This window comes from Kitasatospora sp. NPDC114501 (assembly GCF_055633695.1).
Genome location: NZ_JBVKDS010000005.1, coordinates 229,356 through 250,490, shown reverse-complemented (window position 1 = coordinate 250,490; position 21,135 = coordinate 229,356). Strand labels below are relative to the sequence as shown.

Below are 21,135 nucleotides of genomic sequence, written 5' to 3'. Positions count from 1 at the left end.
GCGGGACGCCCGTCCCGCACATTCCCCGCCCCGCCCGTCCCGCAGACCCCGCCCCCGCGCCGCAGAAGCCGTGAATAGGTACATTGACGACATTCGGCAGCAGTGCCAGGCTTCGCGCGTCCACGAAAGAAGGCCGACCGCCTTCGGAAAGGGTCTCCATGCGCCCCGACCTCAGCCCCGCCGTCCTCGCCGAGCTGCGCCGGCCGCGGCCCTATCCGGCGGTGTCGATCCTGATGCCCACGCACCGCCGGGAGCCGGACAACGCCCAGGACCCGGTCCGGCTGCGCAACCTGCTGGCCGAGGCGAAGGAACGCGTCCAGGCCGACCCGAAGGTCTCCCGCGCCGACCGGATCGACGTGCTGGAGCAGCTCGACCGGGCCCTGGCCGAGGTCGACCTGGTGCACGCCGAGGACGGCCTGGCGATCTTCGCCGCCCCCGGCGAGCACCAGGTCTGGTCACTCGGCCGCACCACCCCCGCCCGGGTGGTCCTGTCCGACACCTACCTCACCCGCAACCTGGTCGCCGCGCACGCCGCCGAGCGCCCGTGCTGGGTGCTGGCCGTCGCCGCCGACAAGGTGGTGCTGTGGGGCGGCACCGAGGAGCGGGTCACCGAGGACAAGGACCACGGCTTCCCGCTGGTGCGCGTCTTCGACAACCCCGACCCCGAACGGCAGGAGCAGATCGGCGACACCCCCAGCACCTTCCGCGACGAGGGGACCAAGACCTTCCTGCGCCAGGCCGACACCGAGGTCGGCAAGCTGCTGGCCGCCGCCCCCCGCCCGCTGTACGTGGTCGGCGAGGCCGCCGCGCTCGCCCTGCTGGACGCCGTCGGCCCGATCGCCAAGGAGGCCGACGCCCAGCTCCCGCACGGCGGCCTGGCCCAGGCCGACGCCGAGACCGTCCGCAAGGTGGTCGAGCCGGCCGTGCGCGCCCGCGCCGAGCGCGAGGTCGCCGAGCACCTCGCCCAGCTCGACAAGGCCCGCGGCGCCCAGCAGTTCGCGGCCGGCCTCGACGAGGTCTGGCAGAACGTCGGCCAGGGCCGGATCGCCCGCCTGGTGGTCGAGGAGGACTTCCGCACCACCGTGCGCGACGACGGCGAGCACCTGGTGCCCGCCGAGGCCGGCCAGGACGGCGCCCGGGACGACGTCGTCGACGAGGTCGTCGAACGCACCCTGGACACCGGCGGCCTGGTCGGCTTCGTCCCCGACGGCACCCTCGCCGACTCCGGGCGGATCGCCGCCGTCCTGCGCTACTGACCCGCCCTCGACCCGGCCTGCCCGCCGCCGTCCGTCTGCCCGGTGGGCGGGCGCGGGCGCGCCCGCCCACCGGGCGGAGACGACAGGTACGGAAACGAACCGGCCACACGGCGCACGGAATCCGCCGGTTTCGCGAAGCGCACGCGCAATGGTCACGAACGGTTTTCGGAGCCGTGGCGTCCGGTTCGGCGACCTCCCCTAGCCTGCCGCGCATGACACCGAGTCACCGCCCCCGCGCGGGCCGCCGCACCGGCCTGCTCGCCGCCGCCGTCGCCGCCTCGCTCGGCCTCACCGCCGTCGCCCTGAACGCCCCCAGCGCCGTCTCGGCCGAAGCCGCCCCCGCCGAAGCCCCCGCCGCCGCCTCCGCCGCGGCCGGTGCCCCGGCCCCCGGCGAGGTCGTCCTCGACGAGCACTTCTCCGCCCCCGCCCTGCCCGCCGGCTTCGCCGCCGTCGAGGGCGACTGGAAGGTGGAGGGCGGCCGCCTGGTCGGCACCTCCGTCAACTCCGGGCAGCAGAGCCGGATCACCTTCGGCCGCCACCTGGACGACTTCCGCATCGAGGCCACCGCCCGCTTCGAGACCGTCCAGGACGGCGCCCGCTGGACCGCCCTCGGCCTGGACGTCCCCGCCTCCGGCGCCACCCCCTGGTCGATCGCCACCCTGCGCACCGGCACCACCGCCGCCAACGGCCTCGAATTCGCCCAGCGCACCCCCGCCAACGCCTGGAACGTCACCGACACCGCCGCGGCCCCCACCGCCGCCGGCACCGGCCGCGACGTGCGCGTCGCCGTCGAGGTCCACGGCACCACCGCCCGCTGGATCCTCGACGGCAGGGAGGTCATGCGCACCACCCAGGTCGCCCGCAGCGCCGACGGCGGCCAGGCCCTGGTGGTCAACGGCGCCAAGGTCTCCTTCGACGACCTCAAGGTCACCGCGCTCGCCCCCGGCGGCCGGCTGCGCCCGGCCGGCTCCCCGCTGACCGTCTTCGCCCACCGCGGCGCCTCCTCCGCCGCCCCCGAGAACACCCTGGTCTCCGACGAGATCGCCCGCCGCGGCGGCGCCGAGTGGATCGAGAACGACGTCCAGCCCAGCAAGGACGGCGTCCCCTACGTCCTGCACGACGACACCGTCGACCGCACCACCGACGGCAAGGGCCGCATCCGCGACCTGACCGCCGCGCAGCTCGACACCCTGGACGCCGGCTCCTGGTTCGGCCCCGCCTACGCCGGCACCCGCGTCCCCACCCTGGCCGCCCAGCTGGAGGACCTGCGCACCCGCGGCGGCAACCTGCTGCTGGAGATCAAGGGCAAGCACAGCCGCGACGAGGTCGCCCGGATCGTCCAGGAGGTGCGCGACCACCGGATGACCGGCCGGGTCTTCGTCCAGAGCTTCGAGGCCGACGCCCTGAAGTACACCCGCGAGCTGGCCCCCGAGCTGCCGCTCGGCCTGCTGCGCGGCGCCCTCGACGCCGACCCGGTGGCCGTCTCCAAGGAGCTCGGCCTGTCCGCCTACAACCCCTCCGACGGCGCCCTCGCCGCGCGCCCGAACGTGGTGAAGGACCTGCACGCGGCCGGCGTCGCGGTCAACGTCTGGACGGTCGACTCGGCCACCCGCTGGAAGGCCCTGGAGGCCGCCGGCGTCGACGGCGTCATCACCAACCGCCCGGCGGAGCTCGCCGGTTGGAACAGCGCCTGGCTCCAGGGCGGCGCCCCCGTCCAGCCCGCCGCGCCCACCGTGGCGATCACCTCCCCGGCCGCCGGCGCCACCCTGGACCGCGCCCAGCGGCCGGTGACCGCCGTCCAGGCCACCGGCGCCGACACCGTCCGCCTCACCCTGGACGGCAAGGAGCTGGCGCCCGGCACCGCCCTGGACACCACCGCCCTCGCGCTCGGCAGGCACACCCTGCGCGCCGAGGCCACCGGCCCCGGCGGCCGCGCCGAGACCACCGCCGAGTTCACCGTCGCGGCCACCCCCACCGGCCTGGCCGCCCTGGTGCTCACCTCCGGCGCCGACCGCAACGCCGTCGCCACCCTGACCGTGATGCTCGGCCAGGGCCAGTACCAGCCGCTCGCCCACTGGGCCGAGAACCAGGCCGGCCGCGGCGTCCCCGCCGACCGGGCCGCCCTGATCGCCGCCGACGCCCGCGCCCTGGACACCGCCGCCCGCGGCTGACCCCGCGCCCGGGCCGTGGCCCCACACCGTCCACCGACGGTGCGGGGCCACGGTGCGTCAGGCCTGCGGGGGACGGTGCGCCGGACGGGCGGCGGCGGTGCGTCAGGCGTACGGGGCGCGGGCGGTACCCAGGGTTCGGCGCGGGATTGGGTAGCGCTACGCATTGTTCCCGCCCCGGCCCGGCCGGTTTCCTGGAGCCCGCCCCAAGCCGACGACCCTCACCCTCCCCGGAGGTCGCCCCATGACCCGTCGCGAACGCCTGCGGCTCTACGCCGACGAGCACTTCACCGCCCCCGACCCCGGGCTGGTCCTGCCCGCCCGCCGCAGCGGCCTGCGCCGGCCCGGCCTGGCCCGACTGGCCCGGCTCTCCCGGCTCGTCGAACGCGCCGGGCACCACCGGCACGGCTGACGGCCTCCACCGGCACCGCCGGCCCCCCGGACCGGGTCCCGCCCCTTTGAGGGAGCGGGCGGGACCCCTCACCTCAGGAGGCGTCGTCCTCGGCGGCCGCCAGCGCCTCGCCCAGCCCCGCCCGGCCCACCCCGAGCTTGCGCAGCGCGCTCGCCACATGGTGCTCGACCGTACGGGTCGACAGGAACAGCGCCCGCGCGATGTCCTGGTTCGCCGCCCCCCGCGCGGCCAGCGCCGCGACCTGCCGCTCCCGCGGGGACAGCCGCTCCCCGTAGCCGCGCCGCCCCGGCGAGGCCGCCCGGCCCAGACCCGCCTGCCGCCGCAGCCGCTGGCAGCGCGCCGCGTCCGAGGCCGCGCCCAGCGCCAGGTAGGCCCGCTCGGCGGCGGCGAGCCGCTCCCCGGCCGCCGCCCGGTCGACCCCCGCCGACACCGTCCCGGCCCGCTCCTCGGCCCGCGCCCGCTCGTACGGGCGCCCGATCCGCTGCCAGAGCCCGCCGGAGCGGACGAACTGCGCGCACGCGCCGACCGGATCCCCGTCGGCCAGCAGCAGCCCGCGGGCGAAGGCCAGCGCCGCCGACGCGGCCGGCGCGTCCCGCCCCTCCAGGTGCGCCCCCGCCTGTTCGGCCAGCTCCGCCGCACCCGCCCGGTCACCGGCCGCCAGCAGCACCTCGACCGCCACCGGCAGCAGCTCGGCGGCCCGCGGCCAGGCCCCGGCCCGGCGCAGCGCCGCCAGCGCCGGCGCGAGCGTGGCCGCCGCCCGCGCGACGTCCCCCTCCGCCAGTTGCAGCGCCGCCAGCCCCGCCGCCGCCCGCAGCGCCCCGGTCACCTGCGACTCCCGCTCCCCGTACGGGCCCGCCTCGGTGAAGTGGGCGTGCGCCACGGCGAGTTGACCGCGCGCGGCAGCCAGCCGGCCCAGCAGCAGCGCCTGCTCGACCCCGGCCATCGCGAGGTCCGGGAACTCCGCGCCCAGCGCGGCCAGCCGCTCCTCCAGCCCCTCCCAGCGCCCGGCCAGCCCGTCCAGCCGCACCAGCGCGATCCGGCTGTAGCACTCCAGGTAGGGGATCGCCGCCTGCCGGGCCAGGCGCCGGCTCTCCTCCAGCAGCAGCGCGGCCCGCCGGTCGTGGCCCAGCTCGACGGCGATCTCACCGGCGTTGTACAGCGCGCGGGTGGTCTGCCGGACGATCTCCGGGCGCTCCGAACCGCGCGGCAGCGCCTCCAGCCGCGCCCACACCGCCGGGTCGCCCTCGCGCGCCTGGAAGGTCAGCCGGGTGGCCCGCACCGCGGCGGCCACCTCCTCGTCCGGGTGCGCGGCCAGCGTTCGCTCGGCACGCTCCAGCCACTGCCGGGCGCGCTCGCCGGCGCCGTCGCGCTCGTTCATGGCCAGTGCCACCATCGCCCGGGCCGCCCGGCCCGGGCGCAGCTCCAGCTCCTCCAGGGACTCCTCCATCCGGTCGAAACCGGCCCGGTCCCCGCCGTGCACGGCCATCAGGAAGCCCAGCGAGAGGCGGATCTCGCCGCGGTCGGGCACCGGCAGCCGCGGGTCCGCGATGATCGCGGTCAGCGCCGCGGCACTGGCCACCGAGTCCACGCCGTCGGCGGCGATCCGCGCCAGCGCGAGCGCGGCCCGCCCGCGCCGCCGCGGGTCCAGGTCGGGTTCGTCCAGAAGGCGGCGCAGCAGCGCGCCGGCGCTGCCGCTGTCCCCGAGCGCCACCGCCTGGTCGGCGGCGGCCTCGGCCACCTCCTGCCAGGCCGCCCGGTCGCCCAGCGCCAGGGTGTGGTGGGCGATCTGCACCAGCGGCCTCGGCTCGCGCGCGCCCAGCGCCGCCACCGCGCGCCGGTGCAGGGCGCCGCGCCGCGGCCCGGGCAGCCGGCGGTAGGCCACCTGCTGCGCCAGGACGTGCCGGAACCCGTAGCGGGCCAGCGGCCGCTCGTTGAGCACCGCCGCCCGCAGCGCCTCGGTGAGGCCGTCCGCGGCGGCCTGCGCCTGAAGTCCGGCCACGGCGGCGAGCAGGTCCTCGCCGGCCGGCACGCCGAGCACCGCGGCCGCGGAGGCGATCGCGGCGGCCTCCGGGGACAGCGCCGCGAGCCGCTCGGTGACCGCGTCGCGCAGGCCGCGCGGCACCTCGGACTGCTCCAGGTCGGCGGCCAGGTCCGCGGCGTTGGTCAGCGCGCCGGCGCCGCGCCGCTCGCACAGCGTGATCAGGTCCTCCTCGGCGACCAGCGGCAGGCCCTCGCTGCGGTCGAACAGCACCCGGGTGAGCGCCGCCGTCGCGCGCGGGCCGAGCGCGGCCCGGGCCAGCTGGTCGACCTCGGCCTCGGCGAGCGGGGACAGCCGCAGCAGAGCGCCGCCCACCCCGGCCGGACGCCGGTAGGCGGCGCCCAGCGCGGGGGTGTCGGGCGGCAGGTCCTCGGCCCGGTAGGTGAGCACCAGGGCCAGCCCCGCCGGCACGTCCCGGGCCAGCAGCAGGAGCAGCTCGCGGGTGGCGTCGTCCACCCAGTGCAGGTCCTCGACGACCAGTACCGTCTCGCCGAGCGCGCCGAGCAGCGCGCGCACCGCCTGGACCAGCAGCCGCAGCCCCGGCGGCCCCTCGCCGGCGGCCGCGGGCAGCGGCGGGAGCCGGTCGGCGAGGTCGGGCAGCAGCGGGCGCAGCGCCCCGGCGCTGGCCGCGATGCGGTCGGCGGGCGGCAGGAACGGGCCCACGCCGCGCAGCGCGTCCACCACCGGGCCGAAGGCCAGCGGCTCGCGCAGCGGGTGGCAGAAGCCGGTCAGCACCCGGCGGCCCGCGGCGGCCGCGCCGGCCGCGGCCTCGGCCACCAGGCGGGACTTGCCGAGGCCGGCCTCGCCCTCGACCAGCACCACGGCGGGCGGGTGGAGCATCGCCTCGGTGAGGCGGTCCAGTTCCGGCCGGCGCCCGACGAACGCGAAACCGGAGCCGGGCGATCCCGGCTCGACCGGCCGACTCACGGCCGCCCGGCCGGTTCGGGTGCGCGGCGCTCGCCGAGGAGGGGTGCGAAGGCCATGGGCCCATCATGCCGTGACGGCCCGCGGCGGTACCCGCCGGGGCGCCGTCGCCGTACGGGGGTGCGGCTGGTGTTCCCGGGGTGTGGCTGTCAGGTCAGGCGGTGCGGGCGGGGACCGGCGGCCGGTGCGGCAGGACGCCCCGGCCGGGCAGGTCGAGCACCGCGCAGCCCAGCGCCTCCAGCCGGCGCACGGTGGCGCGGGCGCTGCGGTCGTCGAGCGAGAAGACGAACGGCCCGGGCACCAGCACCACGTTCACCCAGCCCTGCCCGGCCCTCTCCACCAGCCGCTCCAGGGCGGGGCGCCGGTCGCCCGAGCGCACCCCGTCGTCCACGAAGGCGCAGGGCACCGGCAGACCGCGGAACCGGGCCAGGCGCTCCAGCGCCGCGCGCTGGTACTCCAGCCCGGCCGGGTCGGCGGGGTAGCAGCGCAGGTACAGCGCGGGCCGGGCCGGGCGCGGGGGGTGGTCGAGCATGTCGTTCACCTGACCTGTTCGGTGAGGAGTGCGACGGGCCTGGGGGAGGGGCCGTCCACTCCAGCAGGCCCCGGTGAACAGTGCGGGATCAATAGGGGGCGCCACCCAATCGTGCGGCCGCCGGACGGGCCGCCGGCGGGCGCGCCCCGGCCGGCCCGGGAATCCCGGGGGCCACTCCCGGCACTCGGTCGCGGTCCGGCGCGTTGATGAAGCGTCAACCAACTGGCGTGTACGGCAGGTTCGCGGGCGTCCGCCCGGGGCCGGCCGACCCGACCGTACGACGGAGGAACCGGCATGATCGACAGGCGCACCTTCACCAGGGCCGTCGGACTCGGCGCGGGCACCACCGCGCTGTCCCTGGCCGCCCTGCCCCAGACCGCAGGGGCCGCACCGGCCGCCGGGGCCGCCGGGGCCGCTGAGGCGCCCGCCGCCGCGCCCGCCGCGCCCCGGACCGGCTTCGCCCGCCTGGCCCAGGTCCGCGCCGGCGTCCTCGACGTCGGCTACGCCGAGGACGGTCCGGCCGACGGCCCCGCCGTGATCCTCCTGCACGGCTGGCCGTACGACATCCACAGCTACGTCGACGTCGCCCCGCTGCTCGCCGCCCAGGGCTACCGCGTCATCGTCCCCTACCTGCGCGGCCACGGCAGCACCCGCTTCCTGTCCGACCGCACGACGCGCAACGCCCAGCAGTCCGCCGTCGCCCTGGACGTGCTCGCCCTGATGGACGCGCTGGGCGTCCGGCGGGCCGTGCTGGCCGGCTTCGACTGGGGCTCGCGCACCGCCGACATCATCGCCGCGCTGTGGCCCGAGCGGGTCAAGGCCCTGGTCTCGGTCAGCGGCTACCTGATCACCGACGTCCGGATGCAGAAGGAGCCGCTGGCGCCCGCCGCCGAGCACACCTGGTGGTACCAGTTCTACTTCGCCACCGAGCGCGGGCGCATGGCCATGGAGAACCGGGACAAGCGCCGCGAGCTGTGCCGCCTGGTGTGGCAGCAGGTCTCGCCGACCTGGGCCTTCGACGACGCCGTCTTCGACCGCACCGCCGCCGCCTTCGACAACCCCGACTACGCGGCGATCGTCATCCACAACTACCGCTGGCGCCTCGGCCTGGCCGAGGGCGAGCACCGCTACGACCAGCTGGAGCGCCGGCTCGCCGCCCGCCCGAAGATCGCCGTCCCCACCGTCACCCTCGACCCCGGCCGCGACCCCTTCACCGCCCCCGGCGACGGCACCGCCTACCGCGACTTCTTCACCGGCCCCTACCTCCACCGCACCCTGCCCGACGTCGGCCACAACGTCCCCCAGGAGGCACCCGAGGACTTCGTCCGGGCCGTCCTGGACGCCGACCGCCTCTGACGGGCGCTGAGTTCCTCCGAGCGCGACGACCGGTCCGCTCGGAGGATTGTCCGGAGCCCGGCGGGTGTTCGGCGCGGACGAACCCGGGCCTCGCCCTTCCCCGTGCGTTGTCCGCGGACATCGCGGGTTGTCCGCCACTCACCTGGTCCTTCGCGTCCTCTCGTGGACGGACAACCCATGCGGCTCCCAGGCTGGAGCCCCCACCGGTTCCCAGGAAGGGACTACCTGTGACACACAGCCTCGACCCGGCCGACATCGTCGTCGTGCGCGCTCCGGATGCGGAGACGGCCATCACGCGCGACGACATCAGCTGGGGGCCCGCGGACGACAACAACAACAACGACTCCGGCCGCAAGGACTGGGGCATCGACGACCTCGACTGACCCCACCCGGGCAGCGCCCGTCCGGCAGGCCCCCCGGATCGGGGAGGGGCCGCGCTCCCGGCGCAGCCCCTCCCCGAAAAGCACCGAGAGCGCCAAGACCACCAAGGACGACACGGCTTCCGGTCACCGCGTCAGCAGGACCGGCCGACCTCTGTGAGGAGACGCGAGATCCCGATGACCTCTCCGACGGACCGGGTGGGGACCGAGCCCGGCGAACGGCTCTCCCCCGACCTCTCCCGGCTTCTGCACCCGGTGTCGCTACCGAGGTTCCGCGAGGAGTACTGGGAGCGGCGGCCGCTGCACATCCCGAGGAACGACCCCGGGTACTACGCGGACCTCCTGACGCTCGACGACGTGGACGGGCTGCTGAGCCGGTCCGGCCCGGACTTCGGGAACGTCCGGGTCGTGCGCGAGGGCAAGGAAGTGCCGGTGTCCGAACTGGGCGCGCCCGGCCGCAACATGACCGCCAGCCGACTGGAGGCGCTGTACGAGCGATACCGGACCGGCGCGACCGTCATCCTGAACGCCCTCGAGCGCCGCTGGGAGCCGCTGGCGCGGCTGACCTCGACTCTGAGCGCCGAGGTCAACGCCCGGTTCCAGGTGAACGCGTACCTCACCCCCGGCGGGCAGGCCCGCGGATTCGACCCGCACTACGACAGCCACGACGTGATCGTGCTGCAGGCGTACGGCAGCAAGCGCTGGCGGCTGTACGGGGCGCCGTACGCGCTGCCGCTGGAGACCCGCAGGTACGACCACTCAGGTCAAGTGCCGGAGGTCCAGGAGGAGTTCGACCTCCAGCCGGGCAGTCTCCTCTACCTGCCCCGGGGCACCGTTCACGCCGCGACGTCCAACGACGCCGCGTCGCTGCACCTCACCATCGGTGTCCACCCGGTCCTGATACCCGCGCTGATCAACGACGCGGTCCGGGAGGTCTTCGAAGGGGACGAGCGCTTCCGCCGGAGCATGCCCATCGGGTTCGCCAACGACAAGCACCTCCAGGAGCAGGCCGAGGGGGTCCTCGCCGAGCTGGTCGAGACGCTCGCCGCCCGGCTCTCGCCCCGGGAAATGACGGAGAGGGCCGTGCAGCAGACGGTCTCGATCGCCCCGGTGGAGCTCCGCGGTCACCTGGGCGACCTGGAGAGCCTGCCACGACTGGGCCTCGACACCCGGGTGCGGCGCCGTCCGGACCTGCGGTGGGGCGTGACGTTCGGCGAGGACGCCGTCGAACTCGGGTTCCACAGCAAGACCATCCGGTTGCCGCTCCACGTGGCCGACGAGGTCAGGTTCGTGACGGAGAACGACGGGCAGGGGTTCACCGCCGGCTCGATCCCCGGCGGTCTGGACGAGCCGGGCTGCCTGCTGCTGGTGCGGACGCTGGTCCGCGAAGGATTCCTCACCCTGTCCTGACGGACGGCTGGCCGGCCGGTCGGTCGGCCGGTCGGCCGGCCCGACACGGACGCGCCCGACGCAGCGAAAGGGAGGAGCCCCCCGTGGCCGGGGACCGGAAGGACAGGCGGCACGCACCACTGGTCAGGGCCCTGGGCCTGTTCGTTCCGCACCGGTTCCGGCTCGGCGCCGTGCTGCTGCTGGTGGCGGTCGGATCGCTGACCGCGATCGCGCCGCCGTTCATGCTGCGGCAGATCCTCGACGTCGCGCTGCCCCAGGGTCGGCTCGGACTGCTGACCGCGCTGGCCGCCGGGATGCTCGCCCTGGTGGTGGCCGGCACGTGTGCCGGGGTGCTCCAGGCGTACCTGTCGGTCACGCTGGGGCAGCGGGTGATGGACGACCTGCGCACCGCGGTCTACACGCACCTGCAACGGATGTCGCTGTCCTTCTTCACGGCGACCCGTACGGGGGAGGTGCAGTCCCGGATCACCAACGACATCGGGGCCATGCAGTCGACGGTGACCGGCGCCGCCGCCACGATCGTCGCCAGTGCCACCACCGTGGTGGCCACGCTGCTGGCGATGCTCTCCCTGAACTGGCAGCTCACGGCGGTGTCCCTGGCGGTGCTCCCGGTCTTCGTCCGGATCAGCCGCAGCGTCGGCGAGGAGCGGCGCGGGATCGTCGAGCGGCAGCAGAGCCTGCTCGCCGTGATGTTCAGCCTGATCGAGGAGTCGCTGTCGGTCAGCGGCTTCCTGCTGGGCCGCACGATGGGGCGCACCGACACGCTCGTCAGGGAGTTCGCGGGGCGGTCCCGGGACCTCGCGGATCTGGCGGTCCGGTCCTCGATGGCCGGACGGTGGCGCCAGTCCACCGTCTCGATCATCGTGGCCGCGATGCCGATCGCGTTCTACTGGACGGCCGGAGCCATCGGCGGCCATGGTGGCCCGACCGTGTCCGTGGGGACCGTCGTCGCGTTCACCGCTCTCCAACAAGGCCTCTTCGGCCCGGTGGTGACGCTGCTGCAGACCGGCATCGGCATCCAGAGCTCCCTGGTCCTGTTCGACCGGGTCTTCGAGTACCTGGACCTGGAGGTCGAGGTCGCGGAGCCCAGGAACCCCGTTCCGCTCCCCGGGCGCCACGGGCACGTCCGCTTCGAGCGGGTGAGCTTCTCCTACCCGGCTTCGGGGCCCGTCCTGCGGGACGTCGACTTCGACCTGCCGGCCGGTGAGAAGCTGGCGGTCATCGGCGCCACCGGCGCGGGCAAGACCACCCTCGGCCAGCTGGTTCCGCGCCTCTACGACGTCACGGGCGGCCGGATCACCATCGACGGCGTCGACGTCCGCGACCTCAGCTTCGCCACCCTCGCCGAGACGGTCGGCATCGTCCTACAGGACACCCACCTCTTCCACACCACCGTGGCCGACAACCTGCGGTTCGCCAAGCCCGGGGCGACCGCGGGCGAGCTGGTGGCCGCCGCCCGGGCCGCCCGGATCCACGACCTGATCGAGAGCCTGCCCGAGGGGTACGAGACCATCGTGGGGGAGCGCGGGTACCGGTTCTCCGGCGGTGAGAAGCAGCGTCTGGCGATCGCCCGGACCATGCTGAGGAATCCGCCGGTCCTCGTCCTGGACGAGGCCACGAGCGCGCTCGACACGATCACCGAGAAGGCGGTCCAGCGCGCGCTGGACGCGCTCTCCGCCGGCCGTACCACGATCACGATCGCCCACCGGCTGTCCACCGTCCGGCACGCCGACCGGATCATCGTGCTGGACGGCGGCCGGGTCGTCGAGTCGGGGACCCACACGGAACTCCTCGCCCGCGCCGGACGGTACGCGGAACTCTGCCGGGCGAGCGGTTCCTCCGACACCGCCTTTCCCTGACGTGACGTCAATGGCCATGGTGTCGGCATCCGTTGGCCTCGGATCGCCGGAAGCAATCGGTGAGTCGTGCGAACCTGGCGGTGCGACGACCCAGCACGTCCCGTCCTCGAACGACCTCCGCAACCTCCTGGCGATGAAGCGGGCCTGGTCGACCACGCCCCGGCAACGGCGGAAGCGGGTCGGCCCCCCGACCGGGACGGGCGAGGGGCGCGGCGTCGGCGGGGCGTCCCGCGGCTTCGTGGGGGAGAAGCCGCGAGACGCCCGTCAACGGCCGCCGGTCACGCGGAGGTCGTCCACCGCTGCTCGGAGCCGCCGTAGCAGGGCCACTGGACGACCGGGGCGCCCGGCGTCGTGCTGGAGGCGCCGACCGCGGCGCACAGGCCGCTCGCCCGGTTGCGCATCTGGGCGAAGCCCGTGTCCGGGTTGCGGTCGAAGTACCAGGTCTGCTCGTACCCCTTGTCGCAGCCGTACTGGATCAGCTGGACGCCGGCGTTCGGCGAACTCGCCGGATCGGCCAGGCACTTGCCGCTGTTCTTGTTGACGATCTCGTACCCGCCGCCGGAGTTCGGCACAGGGTAGAGGCCCCAGTACTGCTCGGCGCCGCCGTAACAGGACCACTGGATGATCCCGGCCCCGCCCGCCGTGCTCCCGGCGCCGACCGACAGGCAGTGCTGGCTGTGGTAGTTCCAGAGCTCCACGATCTCCCCGTCCGTGAGAGAGGCGGCGGCCGAGGCCGGCGTCACCCCCGCCGCGAACGCGATCGCGGCGGCGAGCCCCGCGGCCCCCGCGCCGAGCTTCCTCCGGGTACGTGCCGTTGCGCTCATGCGTGTTCCCTCCGTGTCGGGACGTGCTGCTCACCGGGCACCGGCGTCGAAGGTGCCGGCCGTGTCGGGGGCGTCGATGGTGCCGAGGGCGTCACGCGGTGCGGATGTCCCACCACTGCTGGGACTGGAAGTTCTTGCCCCACAGCTGGGCCTGGGCGCCGTGGCCGGGGACGTTGGTGTCGCGGTCCAGCACGGTGTTGTTGCCGTTGTTGAAGCGCACGTTGTAGATGGCCAGGTCCCCGGAGGGGTGGTACCACTGCTGCTGGGTGGTGCCGTTGCACTGCCACAGCTGCACCCGGGTGCCGTTGGCGCCGCCCCCGTTGGTGTCGGCGTCCAGGCACATGCCCGGGAACCGCACGCTGCGCAGGCTGCCGTCGGTGGACAGCAGCCACTCCTGCTGGGTGGTGCCGTTGCACCCCCACACCTGGACCTTGGTGCCGTTGCCGCCGGCAGTGGCGTCGGCGTCCAGGCACTGGCCCGGGGTGGCCCGGTACAGGCTGTAGATCCGGACGTAGACGCCCGCGGCGAGGGAGCCCGACGGGGAGGGAGCCTGGGCGGCGGGCGCCTGGCCCTGCGCCCAGGCCACGTGGTGGGCGGCGGCGGCCTCGGCGGGCTGGGAGGCCTGGGCGGATGCCGCGCCGGTGGCACCGGCGGTGAGGGCTGCCACGGCGGTCGCGACGGCGGCCAGCTTCTTGTGAACGATCACGGGTCCTGGATTCCCGGTTGTCCCGGGCCCCCGAGCTGACCGCGGCGCTGGTGCCCGAGCTGCTCCGGCCGGTCAGAGGGAACCCGATGGCCAAGACGGCCGTCGAGATGGCGGTACTGGACGCCGAACTGCGCACCGCCGGCATCAGCCTCGCCCAGTACTTCGGGGCGACGCGCACCGAGCTCGCGGTCGGCGTCTCGGTCGGCATCACGGACACCGTCGACGAGCTGGTCAGCGCCGTCGACGGCTACCTCCGCGCGGGCTACGCCCGGATCAAGCTGAAGATCGAACCCGGCTGGGACATCGAGCCGCTGCGAGCGGTCCGGGAGACGTTCGGCCCGGACCTCGCCCTGCAGGTGGACGCCAACACCGCCTACGGTCCGGCGGACCAGCCCCACCTGCGCAGGCTCGACGCCTACGGGCTGACGCTGATCGAGCAGCCGTTCGCCCCGGACGACCTGCTGTCGCACACCCGGCTGGCGGCCCGCATGGACACCCCGATCTGCCTGGACGAGTCGATCACCTCGGCCCGGGACGCGGCCACCGCCATCCGGCAGGAGGCCTGCTCGATCGTGAACATCAAGCCCGGCCGGGTCGGCGGGTACCTGGAAGCCCGCCGGATCCACGACCTGTGCCTGGCCAACGGCGTACCGGTGTGGTGCGGCGGCATGCTGGAGACCGGGCTGGGACGGGCGGCCAACCTGGCGCTGGCCGCGCTCCCGGGCTTCACGCTGCCCGGCGACATCTCGGCCTCGGCCCGCTACTACACCCGCGACATCACCGACCCCTTCGTCCTCCACGACGGCCGGCTGACCGTCCCCACCGGCCCGGGGATCGGCATCGTCCCCGACCCCGACGCCCTGGAGGCCGCCACCACCTCCACGGAAGCCCTCACCGTCTGACCGGCCGTAGGGCCCCGGGCACCGCCGCGCGGCGCCCGGGGCTCCTCCCGGCCGGTCGGGCCGCCCGAGCGAAAGGAACGCATCGGTGAACGCATCGGTGAACACATCGGTGACGAGGAACGGCGAAGACCCGCACGACTCCCCGCCCCCGCCGGGAAGCCGTCACCGGCGACGGCTCGGTACGGGGGGAACGCGCCGGCCCAGGAGGGCGATGGTGGTGACGGTGATCGCCGCACTCGCCCTCGGCGTGGCGGTGGCGGCTCCGGCGCAGGCCGCACACGCCGGCGACGACCGCCCCGCCCCCGGCAGCCGGCACAAGGGCCTCGCACGGGAACTGGACCAGGCCCTCGAGCACGCCTCCGCCGATGTCGGCGACCCGGGAGTCCAGGCGGTGCTGATGAAGGACGGCCGCGTGGTCTGGTCGTCGAGCCGGGGCACGGCGGACCTGGAGTCCCGAACGCCCGTCACCGACAGGACGCTGTTCTACTACGCCAGCTTCGGCAAGCAGGTCATCGCCGCGTTCGCCCTCCACCAGGTGGAAGCCGGGGTGCTCGACCTCGACACGCCGATCAGCACGTACCTGGGGGAGGAGGTCGCGGGTTCGCACGTCGTCACGGTGCGCATGCTGCTGACGCACACCACCGGCTACCCGAACGTGTACGCCGACCCCGCTGTGGCGCCGCTCCTCCCGTTCGCGTCCCCGGGAACCGAGGACCGGTACGACCCCGACCGGCCGTGGTCGTTCGCCATGCTCAACGCGGGCATCCGCGAACCGGTCGAGCCCGGTGCGCGCGAGGACTACTCCAACACCGGCTACCTCGTGCTCGGCCGGGTGCTGAGCAGGACGGCGGGCGGTGACGAGGCGCTCGAGCGCGCCGTCCGGCGCTTCCTGGGGCGCGCGGGCGACGTCAAGCCGATGACGGAGGACCAGCTCACCCTGCAGCGGTCCGAGCGCGCGCTGCGCCGGTTCGCGCACGGCTACCTCCAGCGGGACGACGGATCGCTGACCGACGTCTTCACCGCCTACGGCGCCACGGGCATTCCCACCGACCTGTACGGCATGCCGTTCACCGACGGGCTGTTCGCCGGCACCGCCCGCGGTGCCGCCCAGTTCCTGGACGCGCTCTTCGTCCGCGACAGGCTCCTGTCGGCGAGGACCGTCGACGCGATGATCACGCCCTCACCGCAGTCGGCCGCAGCGGGCGGCAGCTACGGGATGGGCACGGACCGCGCCGTCGTGGGAGACCGGATCTGGCAGGGGCACCGCGGAAGCTACCCCGGGTTCAGCGCGCAGGGCGCGACGGACCTCCGGCGCGGAGTGACGCTCGTCGTCGTGACGAACCGGTACGCCTCGCAGCGCTCTCCCGCGGACGTCATCTGGGAGCGGCTCGCCGAGACGTACGCGAGGGCCGCACGCTGAGCCCGCCCCGGCGGTCCCGGCGGATCCGGAGGATCGGCTACCGGCGGTTCGGCGGAGTGGCGCCCGCTGCCGGATCGACGTCCGCCGCCCGCTCTCGGGCCGCCATCACGTCCTCGCCGTGCTCGAAGGCCCAGGCGCCGAACGCCCCGATCGGCTCCAGCAGCGTCCGCCCCAGCCCGGTGAGGGAGTACTCCACGCGCGGCGGCGACCCGGCGTACGCGCGGCGCTCCACCAACCCGTCGGACTGCAGCCGGCGCAGCGTCTCCGTCAGCACCTTGGGGCTGATCCCGCCGATCCGCTCGCGCAGCTCACCCGGCCGCGCGGGCGCCTCCCGCAGCGCCCACACCACCACCGCGTTCCAGGTGTTGGCGAGCAGGTCGAAGGCGAGCCGGGCACGGCAGTCGGCGAGGAAGCCCTGATCAGTGGTCACTTACCAGATGGTGCCCGAGCGGACTCCTAGTGTCGTCCCGAATTCGACGCACGCCACCACAGGAGGCTGGACTGATGAGGATCGGAATCGCCGGCACGGGCACCATGGCACGGGTACTGGGCACCCGCTGGGCGCTGGCCGGGCACGACGTCCTGGTGGGCGGGCGCGACACCGGCCGCGCCGCCGCGCTGGCGGAGCGGATCGGCGCCCGGGCGGGGACCCTGGAGGACGCGGCCCGGCACGGTCGGGACGCCGTGCTGCTGGCCGTGCCGTACGCGGCGGCGACCGGCGTGGTGGCGGCCCTGGCCGGCGCCGTACGGGGCCGCACGCTGATCGACTGCACCAACCCGGTGGCGCCCGGCTTCGTCCTGGAGACCGGCGGCGGCCCCTCGGCGGCCGAGCGCATCGCGGCCGCCGCGCCCGGCGCGTCCGTGGTCAAGGCGTTCAACCTCTGCCACGAGAGCGTGTGGGGCCTGACCCCGCCGGTCTTCGGCGGCCGCCCCCTCGCGGTGCCGCTCTGCGGCGACGACGAGGCGGCCCTCGATACGGTACGCAGCCTCGTGCGCGACCTGGGCTGCGAACCGGTCAACGGGGGAGGACTCGACCGGGCGGGCCTGCTGGAGGCGACGGCGGCGTTCCTGATCGGCCTGTGGGTGGGCGAGGGCGTGGACGCCCAGGCGATCGCCCCGCCGCTGGCGTACGCGGGGGTCGACGCCCCCTGACCGGCGAGGGGCCGGGGGGCGGCCTGTCAGGACGGTCGGAGGAGGCCGGGTGATCGTCAGGTCCTGTCGGTCGCCCCGTGGTGGTCGCTGAGAGGGCGGGTCTCCCTGTCGGCGGGCCCTTGCGGAGCGCAAGGGCCCGCCGGGCGACGAACCGTGGTCGCCGGCGCCGGGGACGGCGGTGTTCGAGCGGCTCGGTGGGGTGGCGCTGCGCAGGAAGTCGGACGGGCCGACTTCCTGCGCAGACGAGGGGTCGGTGGGGGTGGAGCATCAGGCATGGTGGTCGAACTCGCCGGATTTGAGGGCGTGGAGGAGGTCGGCGAGGGCGGTGGGGGTGGTGCGGAGGATGAGGTGGCCCTCGTCGGACTCGCGGAGTTCGACCGCCCCGGCGACCGTGCGGACCTCCACGCAGTTCTCGACGTTGCCGCTGAAGGAGGACTTCTGCCACTCGGTGTCGGTCATGTCGGGCCTTTCATAGGTTCTGTGCGATTCTGTGGATCAAGTCACGAGAGTCGGTCTCGCTCAATGCCGAAGCTTCAGTGCGATCGAAGATGTAGCGGTAGCTGTTCAGCTCGCTGACGGCATCGAGGTATTCGGGCCCTTGGGAGGACTCCCGTTCGACTGTGTCGAGTTCAGGGACTGCGCCGAAGGCGTAGGTGAGGTTCTCGGCAGCCCCAGGGAAGGTTTCGATGTCGAAGGGCACGACTCGGACGGCCAGCCAGGGCAGCTCGGAGTCTTCGAGCAGCGAGGAGAGCTGCTCTTTGAGGGTTGGAGTGCCGCCGAACCGTGTCCAGAGGACTGACTCGTAGATGAAGAGCGTCGTCGGCTTCGGGTTGCGGCGCAGGTCTGCCTTGCGTTGCATTCTGAACGCCGTGCGCGCTTCCAGCTCATGCCGGGGCAGGGGCGGGAAGACGCGCCCGAAGACGGCCGAGGCATAGCCGAGGGTCTGGCAAGGTCCTGGCATGTGAGTGAGAAGCCACAACTTGAGCTCGTGGGAAGTCTTCTCCAATTCCGCGTTCTCCAGGAAGCCGTCCGGGACCGTGCCCCGGTACTCCTCCCACCAGCCCTTGGAGCGATCCAGGACCATGGCTTCCAGCGCATCGATCAAGGGCTCGTTCATGCACTTGCAGGCAGCCGCGAAGGAGCGGAGCCGTTCGGGGCTCACGCCGACCTTGGCCGCCTCGATCTGGCTGATTTGAGTCCGGTCGATGCCGAGTGCTCTGCTCAGGTTGGTGGTCGACAGGCCGGCGGCCTCGCGCATCTTCCTGAGCTCGGTGCCGATGCGCAGTTGGCGCAGCGTTGGGTGTGCTCGTGGCGGCATTCGAACCTTCCTGGCCGGTGTGGACCAAGTCTGCCGCGCTGCTGTGCGCAGGGTCCACCTGAGGGTGAACCTATCCAGAATTGGGATCACATGTGATTCCGATGGCGTATGGTCGATGTCACATCGATCCGACGGATCGTCAGTAACGCTTGCTGGCAAGCACCGCAGAGCAGCCACGTCCATCTCCACCGGCCTGGCTCACGGCGACCCATGTTCCGCCGGTTCCTCCCCACTCACGCCTCGGGAGAACTCCCATGCGTCACATCAACACCCCCACCATCGCCATCGCGCGGCAGACCCTCCGTACCACCATGACCCGCGTCGGCTGGTCCCCCTCCACCACCTCCGACGCGCAGCTCGCCCTCTGCGAGCTGCTCGTCAACGCGTGGCGGCACGGTCACACCCCCGCTCCACTCGTCGAGATCATCTCCACCAACGGCAACCTCCGCGTCTCCGTCACGGACGAGAGCCCGATCCTCCCCGCCACCCCACCGCTGTCCCTGCTCGCCGAATCGGGGCGGGGCCTCCAGCTCGTCGCCGGGCTCACCCACCGGTGGGGCGTCGACACCCACGAGCGCGCCAAATCGGTCTGGTTCGAGCTGGACGGTGCCGCGTGATGGCGCGCCGCCACCCGATGCTGCCGACCGACCCCCGGATCCGGCACTACACCGACGACCACATCCGCACCCTCCTCGCCGAAGTCCAGGAGCGCGGACGGAAGTTCGGGCTGGTCTTCCCCTCGGCCTCCACCGACCAGACCATCGACGGCCGCGTCCTCGTCCGCTTCGACACCGCGCCGGCCTCGACCCTGCTCAACCTCCTCGTCCTGCTCCTCGACGCCGAACGCGAGATCCCGTGCGGTTCCTGATCGGGACGGCCTTCGCCGTCCTCCTCGCCCTCGCCTTCGCGACCGTCGCCCTGGGCGTCGTCACCGCCCTCCGCACGACCCCGCCCGACGAGGACGCCTGACCCACCCGTCCCGCCGGCCGGTGGAACGCCCTCTCGCCCCGGCAACGACTCGCACTGGTCGGATGATTGCGGTGGTCCCGGCCGGGCCGGGACCACCGCAACGCGGACGGGTGAGTCCGAACTTCCGCGCCGGGCGTGCCTGGCACCAGGACGGCCCGGTGCTGTAGCGCTCGATGATGATCCGGCTCGCCCGCGGCCCGCCCGCCCGCGCCCGCGCGGGCGCGGGCGGCCGCGCAGGAAGTCGGCCGGTCCGACTTCCTGCGCCAAGCTCGTGCGCGGGGTCACGTGCTGCCGCCCCTACCGCCCACCGGCCCTGCCGCGCAGGAGGTCCGCGATGCGTGCGTCGACCTGCTCGCGGGCCAGGGCCTGTTGCGACAGTGGATCTCGGTCGTGGATCACCACGCCCTGCGGGGCGTGGTGACCTGACGAACGGACAGTGGACCCGGCTTGAGCCGTGACGGCCGGGCCGGGTGCGAGCCGACAAAGCGTACGACTCCCGCCCCGCAACCGGGCCTGCCTGCGCAAACGCGGGGCTAGTCGACCCTGACCACGTACTTGCCCCGCACCCCGCCCGCCTCCAGCGCCCGGTGCGCCGCCGCCGTCTCCTCCAGCGGGAAGACCGTGTCCACCGCCGGCCGCAGCTTCCCCTCCGTCACCTGGCGGGCGAGGTCGTCGAAGAGCGCACGCCGGGGGTTGCCGCTGAAGAAGCGCACCCGGCCGCGTCCGTGGACGGCGCTGGCCGCGAGGTAGCCCAGCGAGGCGGCGGGCCGCGTCAGGTCGAGGGCGACGGTGACCATGCGTCCGCCGGGCTTCAGCATCCGCCGTACGGTCCGCAGGTCGGTGCCCGCCGTGTCGAGGACCACGTCGAACAGTCCCGGTGCCGCGGGGGACACGGCCCGGTGGTCGACGGCGTGGTGGGCGCCGAGCGTGCGGACGAAGTCGAGGTTGGCGGCGCGGGCCAGGGCCGTGACCTCGGCGCCGTACGCCCGTCCGAGCTGGACGGCGGCGTTGCCCACGCCGCCTGCCGCGCCCCGTACGAGCAGCCGTTCGCCTGGGCGCAGTGCGGCCTTGTCGCGCAGGGCCGTGATGGCCGTGGTGGCCACCGGCAGCGCGGCGGCGGCCACGAGGTCCAGTCCGTCCGGGACCCGGCCGAGCCGCTCGGGCCGTACCGTCACGTACTCGGCGGCGCTGCCGAATCCGGAGCCGCGGCCCAGGACGCCCCACACCCGGTCGCCGACCGCTACGCCGGTCGCGCGGGCGCCCAGCGCGGCGATCTCGCCGGTGAAGTCCAGCCCGATGCGCTGCGGGAACTTCCGGCCGGTGAGGAGACGGGCCCGGCCGGAACGGGCCGCCAGTTCGCCGGCGTTCACGCTGAACGCGCGCACGCGCACGAGGACCTCGCCGGGTGCCGGTCCGGGACGTGGCACCCGGCCCACGTACAGCACCTCGGGGCCGCCGAAGCGGTCGAACAGTACGGCTCTCATCGTGCGGTCGTCCATCGTCGGGTTC

Annotated in this window: 20 protein-coding genes; 12 read left to right on the top strand and 8 right to left on the bottom strand. The window is 74.4% G+C overall.

The annotated features are described in order from the left end of the window. The first annotated feature begins 158 nt into the window (after positions 1 to 158). The 3 genes from ACZ7RU_RS12035 (at position 159) to ACZ7RU_RS12025 (ending at position 3,836) form a co-directional block, all read left to right on the top strand. The gene (locus tag ACZ7RU_RS12035; RefSeq protein ID WP_470340781.1) at positions 159 to 1,256 is read left to right on the top strand and encodes a baeRF3 domain-containing protein; all 1,098 of its coding nucleotides are present in this window, start codon (positions 159 to 161) and stop codon (positions 1,254 to 1,256) included. A gap of 212 nt (positions 1,257 to 1,468) precedes the next feature. Beyond that, entirely contained in the window at positions 1,469 to 3,427 is a 1,959-nt protein-coding gene (locus ACZ7RU_RS12030) for a glycerophosphodiester phosphodiesterase family protein (RefSeq protein WP_470340780.1), read from the top strand. Between the two features lie 241 nt (positions 3,428 to 3,668). After that, on the top strand, positions 3,669 to 3,836 hold the full coding sequence (locus ACZ7RU_RS12025) for a hypothetical protein (RefSeq protein ID WP_470340779.1): 168 nt from the start codon (positions 3,669 to 3,671) through the stop codon (positions 3,834 to 3,836). Positions 3,837 to 3,909: 73 nt separating this feature from the next. Here the strand turns inward: ACZ7RU_RS12025 and ACZ7RU_RS12020 are convergent, their stop codons facing one another. Together ACZ7RU_RS12020 and ACZ7RU_RS12015 are read right to left on the bottom strand one after the other, a co-directional pair. Next, positions 3,910 to 6,801: an ATP-binding protein gene (locus tag ACZ7RU_RS12020; protein ID WP_470340778.1), complete on the bottom strand. Its 2,892-nt coding sequence runs from the start codon at positions 6,799 to 6,801 to the stop codon at positions 3,910 to 3,912. Between the two features lie 151 nt (positions 6,802 to 6,952). Further along, positions 6,953 to 7,330 carry a recombinase family protein gene (locus ACZ7RU_RS12015; protein WP_470340777.1) on the bottom strand — a complete coding sequence of 126 codons (378 nt, stop codon included), beginning with the start codon at positions 7,328 to 7,330 and terminating at the stop codon, positions 6,953 to 6,955. A gap of 294 nt (positions 7,331 to 7,624) precedes the next feature. On the opposite strand from ACZ7RU_RS12015, the gene ACZ7RU_RS12010 reads away from it, so the two are divergent. From ACZ7RU_RS12010 to ACZ7RU_RS11995, 4 genes are all read left to right on the top strand, one after another. After that, on the top strand, positions 7,625 to 8,686 hold the full coding sequence (locus tag ACZ7RU_RS12010; RefSeq protein ID WP_470340776.1) for an alpha/beta fold hydrolase: 1,062 nt from the start codon (positions 7,625 to 7,627) through the stop codon (positions 8,684 to 8,686). A gap of 227 nt (positions 8,687 to 8,913) precedes the next feature. Beyond that, on the top strand, positions 8,914 to 9,069 hold the full coding sequence (locus ACZ7RU_RS12005) for a hypothetical protein (RefSeq protein WP_470340775.1): 156 nt from the start codon (positions 8,914 to 8,916) through the stop codon (positions 9,067 to 9,069). A gap of 174 nt (positions 9,070 to 9,243) precedes the next feature. After that, the gene (locus ACZ7RU_RS12000; RefSeq protein ID WP_470340774.1) at positions 9,244 to 10,476 is read left to right on the top strand and encodes a cupin domain-containing protein; all 1,233 of its coding nucleotides are present in this window, start codon (positions 9,244 to 9,246) and stop codon (positions 10,474 to 10,476) included. Positions 10,477 to 10,559: 83 nt separating this feature from the next. Further along, complete coding sequence (locus ACZ7RU_RS11995) at positions 10,560 to 12,335, top strand: ABC transporter ATP-binding protein (RefSeq protein WP_470340773.1); 1,776 nt, start codon at positions 10,560 to 10,562, stop codon at positions 12,333 to 12,335. A 278-nt stretch (positions 12,336 to 12,613) separates the two neighbouring features. Here ACZ7RU_RS11995 and ACZ7RU_RS11990 read toward each other — a convergent pair whose 3' ends face one another. Continuing rightward, positions 12,614 to 13,159 carry an RICIN domain-containing protein gene (locus ACZ7RU_RS11990; RefSeq protein ID WP_470340772.1) on the bottom strand — a complete coding sequence of 182 codons (546 nt, stop codon included), beginning with the start codon at positions 13,157 to 13,159 and terminating at the stop codon, positions 12,614 to 12,616. A 91-nt stretch (positions 13,160 to 13,250) separates the two neighbouring features. Further along, a complete protein-coding gene (locus tag ACZ7RU_RS11985) occupies positions 13,251 to 13,865 on the bottom strand; it encodes an RICIN domain-containing protein (RefSeq protein WP_470340771.1) in 615 nt (204 codons plus the stop codon). 17 nt (positions 13,866 to 13,882) lie between these two features. Between ACZ7RU_RS11985 and menC the strand changes: the two genes are divergently transcribed. Both menC and ACZ7RU_RS11975 read left to right on the top strand, forming a co-directional pair. Next, the gene (menC, locus tag ACZ7RU_RS11980; protein WP_470340770.1) at positions 13,883 to 14,767 is read left to right on the top strand and encodes an o-succinylbenzoate synthase; all 885 of its coding nucleotides are present in this window, start codon (positions 13,883 to 13,885) and stop codon (positions 14,765 to 14,767) included. Positions 14,768 to 14,978: 211 nt separating this feature from the next. Continuing rightward, positions 14,979 to 16,187 carry a serine hydrolase domain-containing protein gene (locus ACZ7RU_RS11975; RefSeq protein ID WP_470340769.1) on the top strand — a complete coding sequence of 403 codons (1,209 nt, stop codon included), beginning with the start codon at positions 14,979 to 14,981 and terminating at the stop codon, positions 16,185 to 16,187. Positions 16,188 to 16,224: 37 nt separating this feature from the next. Here ACZ7RU_RS11975 and ACZ7RU_RS11970 read toward each other — a convergent pair whose 3' ends face one another. Beyond that, positions 16,225 to 16,617, bottom strand: a complete 393-nt coding sequence (locus ACZ7RU_RS11970) for a winged helix-turn-helix transcriptional regulator (RefSeq protein ID WP_470340768.1) — start codon at positions 16,615 to 16,617, stop codon at positions 16,225 to 16,227. 74 nt (positions 16,618 to 16,691) lie between these two features. Here ACZ7RU_RS11970 and ACZ7RU_RS11965 point away from each other — a divergent pair, with 74 nt between their 5' ends. Next, positions 16,692 to 17,339: an NADPH-dependent F420 reductase gene (locus ACZ7RU_RS11965; RefSeq protein ID WP_470340767.1), complete on the top strand. Its 648-nt coding sequence runs from the start codon at positions 16,692 to 16,694 to the stop codon at positions 17,337 to 17,339. 267 nt (positions 17,340 to 17,606) lie between these two features. Here the strand turns inward: ACZ7RU_RS11965 and ACZ7RU_RS11960 are convergent, their stop codons facing one another. Further along, complete coding sequence (locus ACZ7RU_RS11960) at positions 17,607 to 17,798, bottom strand: DUF397 domain-containing protein (protein ID WP_470340766.1); 192 nt, start codon at positions 17,796 to 17,798, stop codon at positions 17,607 to 17,609. 10 nt (positions 17,799 to 17,808) lie between these two features. Further along, complete coding sequence (locus tag ACZ7RU_RS11955) at positions 17,809 to 18,657, bottom strand: helix-turn-helix domain-containing protein (protein ID WP_470340765.1); 849 nt, start codon at positions 18,655 to 18,657, stop codon at positions 17,809 to 17,811. A 254-nt stretch (positions 18,658 to 18,911) separates the two neighbouring features. Here ACZ7RU_RS11955 and ACZ7RU_RS11950 point away from each other — a divergent pair, with 254 nt between their 5' ends. Then, the gene (locus ACZ7RU_RS11950) at positions 18,912 to 19,274 is read left to right on the top strand and encodes an ATP-binding protein (protein WP_470340764.1); all 363 of its coding nucleotides are present in this window, start codon (positions 18,912 to 18,914) and stop codon (positions 19,272 to 19,274) included. Continuing rightward, on the top strand, positions 19,274 to 19,525 hold the full coding sequence (locus tag ACZ7RU_RS11945; protein WP_470340763.1) for a hypothetical protein: 252 nt from the start codon (positions 19,274 to 19,276) through the stop codon (positions 19,523 to 19,525). Before ACZ7RU_RS11950 ends, ACZ7RU_RS11945 begins: the two co-directional genes overlap by 1 nt. A 634-nt stretch (positions 19,526 to 20,159) precedes the next feature. Here the strand turns inward: ACZ7RU_RS11945 and ACZ7RU_RS11940 are convergent. Continuing rightward, entirely contained in the window at positions 20,160 to 21,125 is a 966-nt protein-coding gene (locus ACZ7RU_RS11940; RefSeq protein ID WP_470340762.1) for an NAD(P)-dependent alcohol dehydrogenase, read from the bottom strand. Positions 21,126 to 21,135 lie beyond the last annotated feature (10 nt).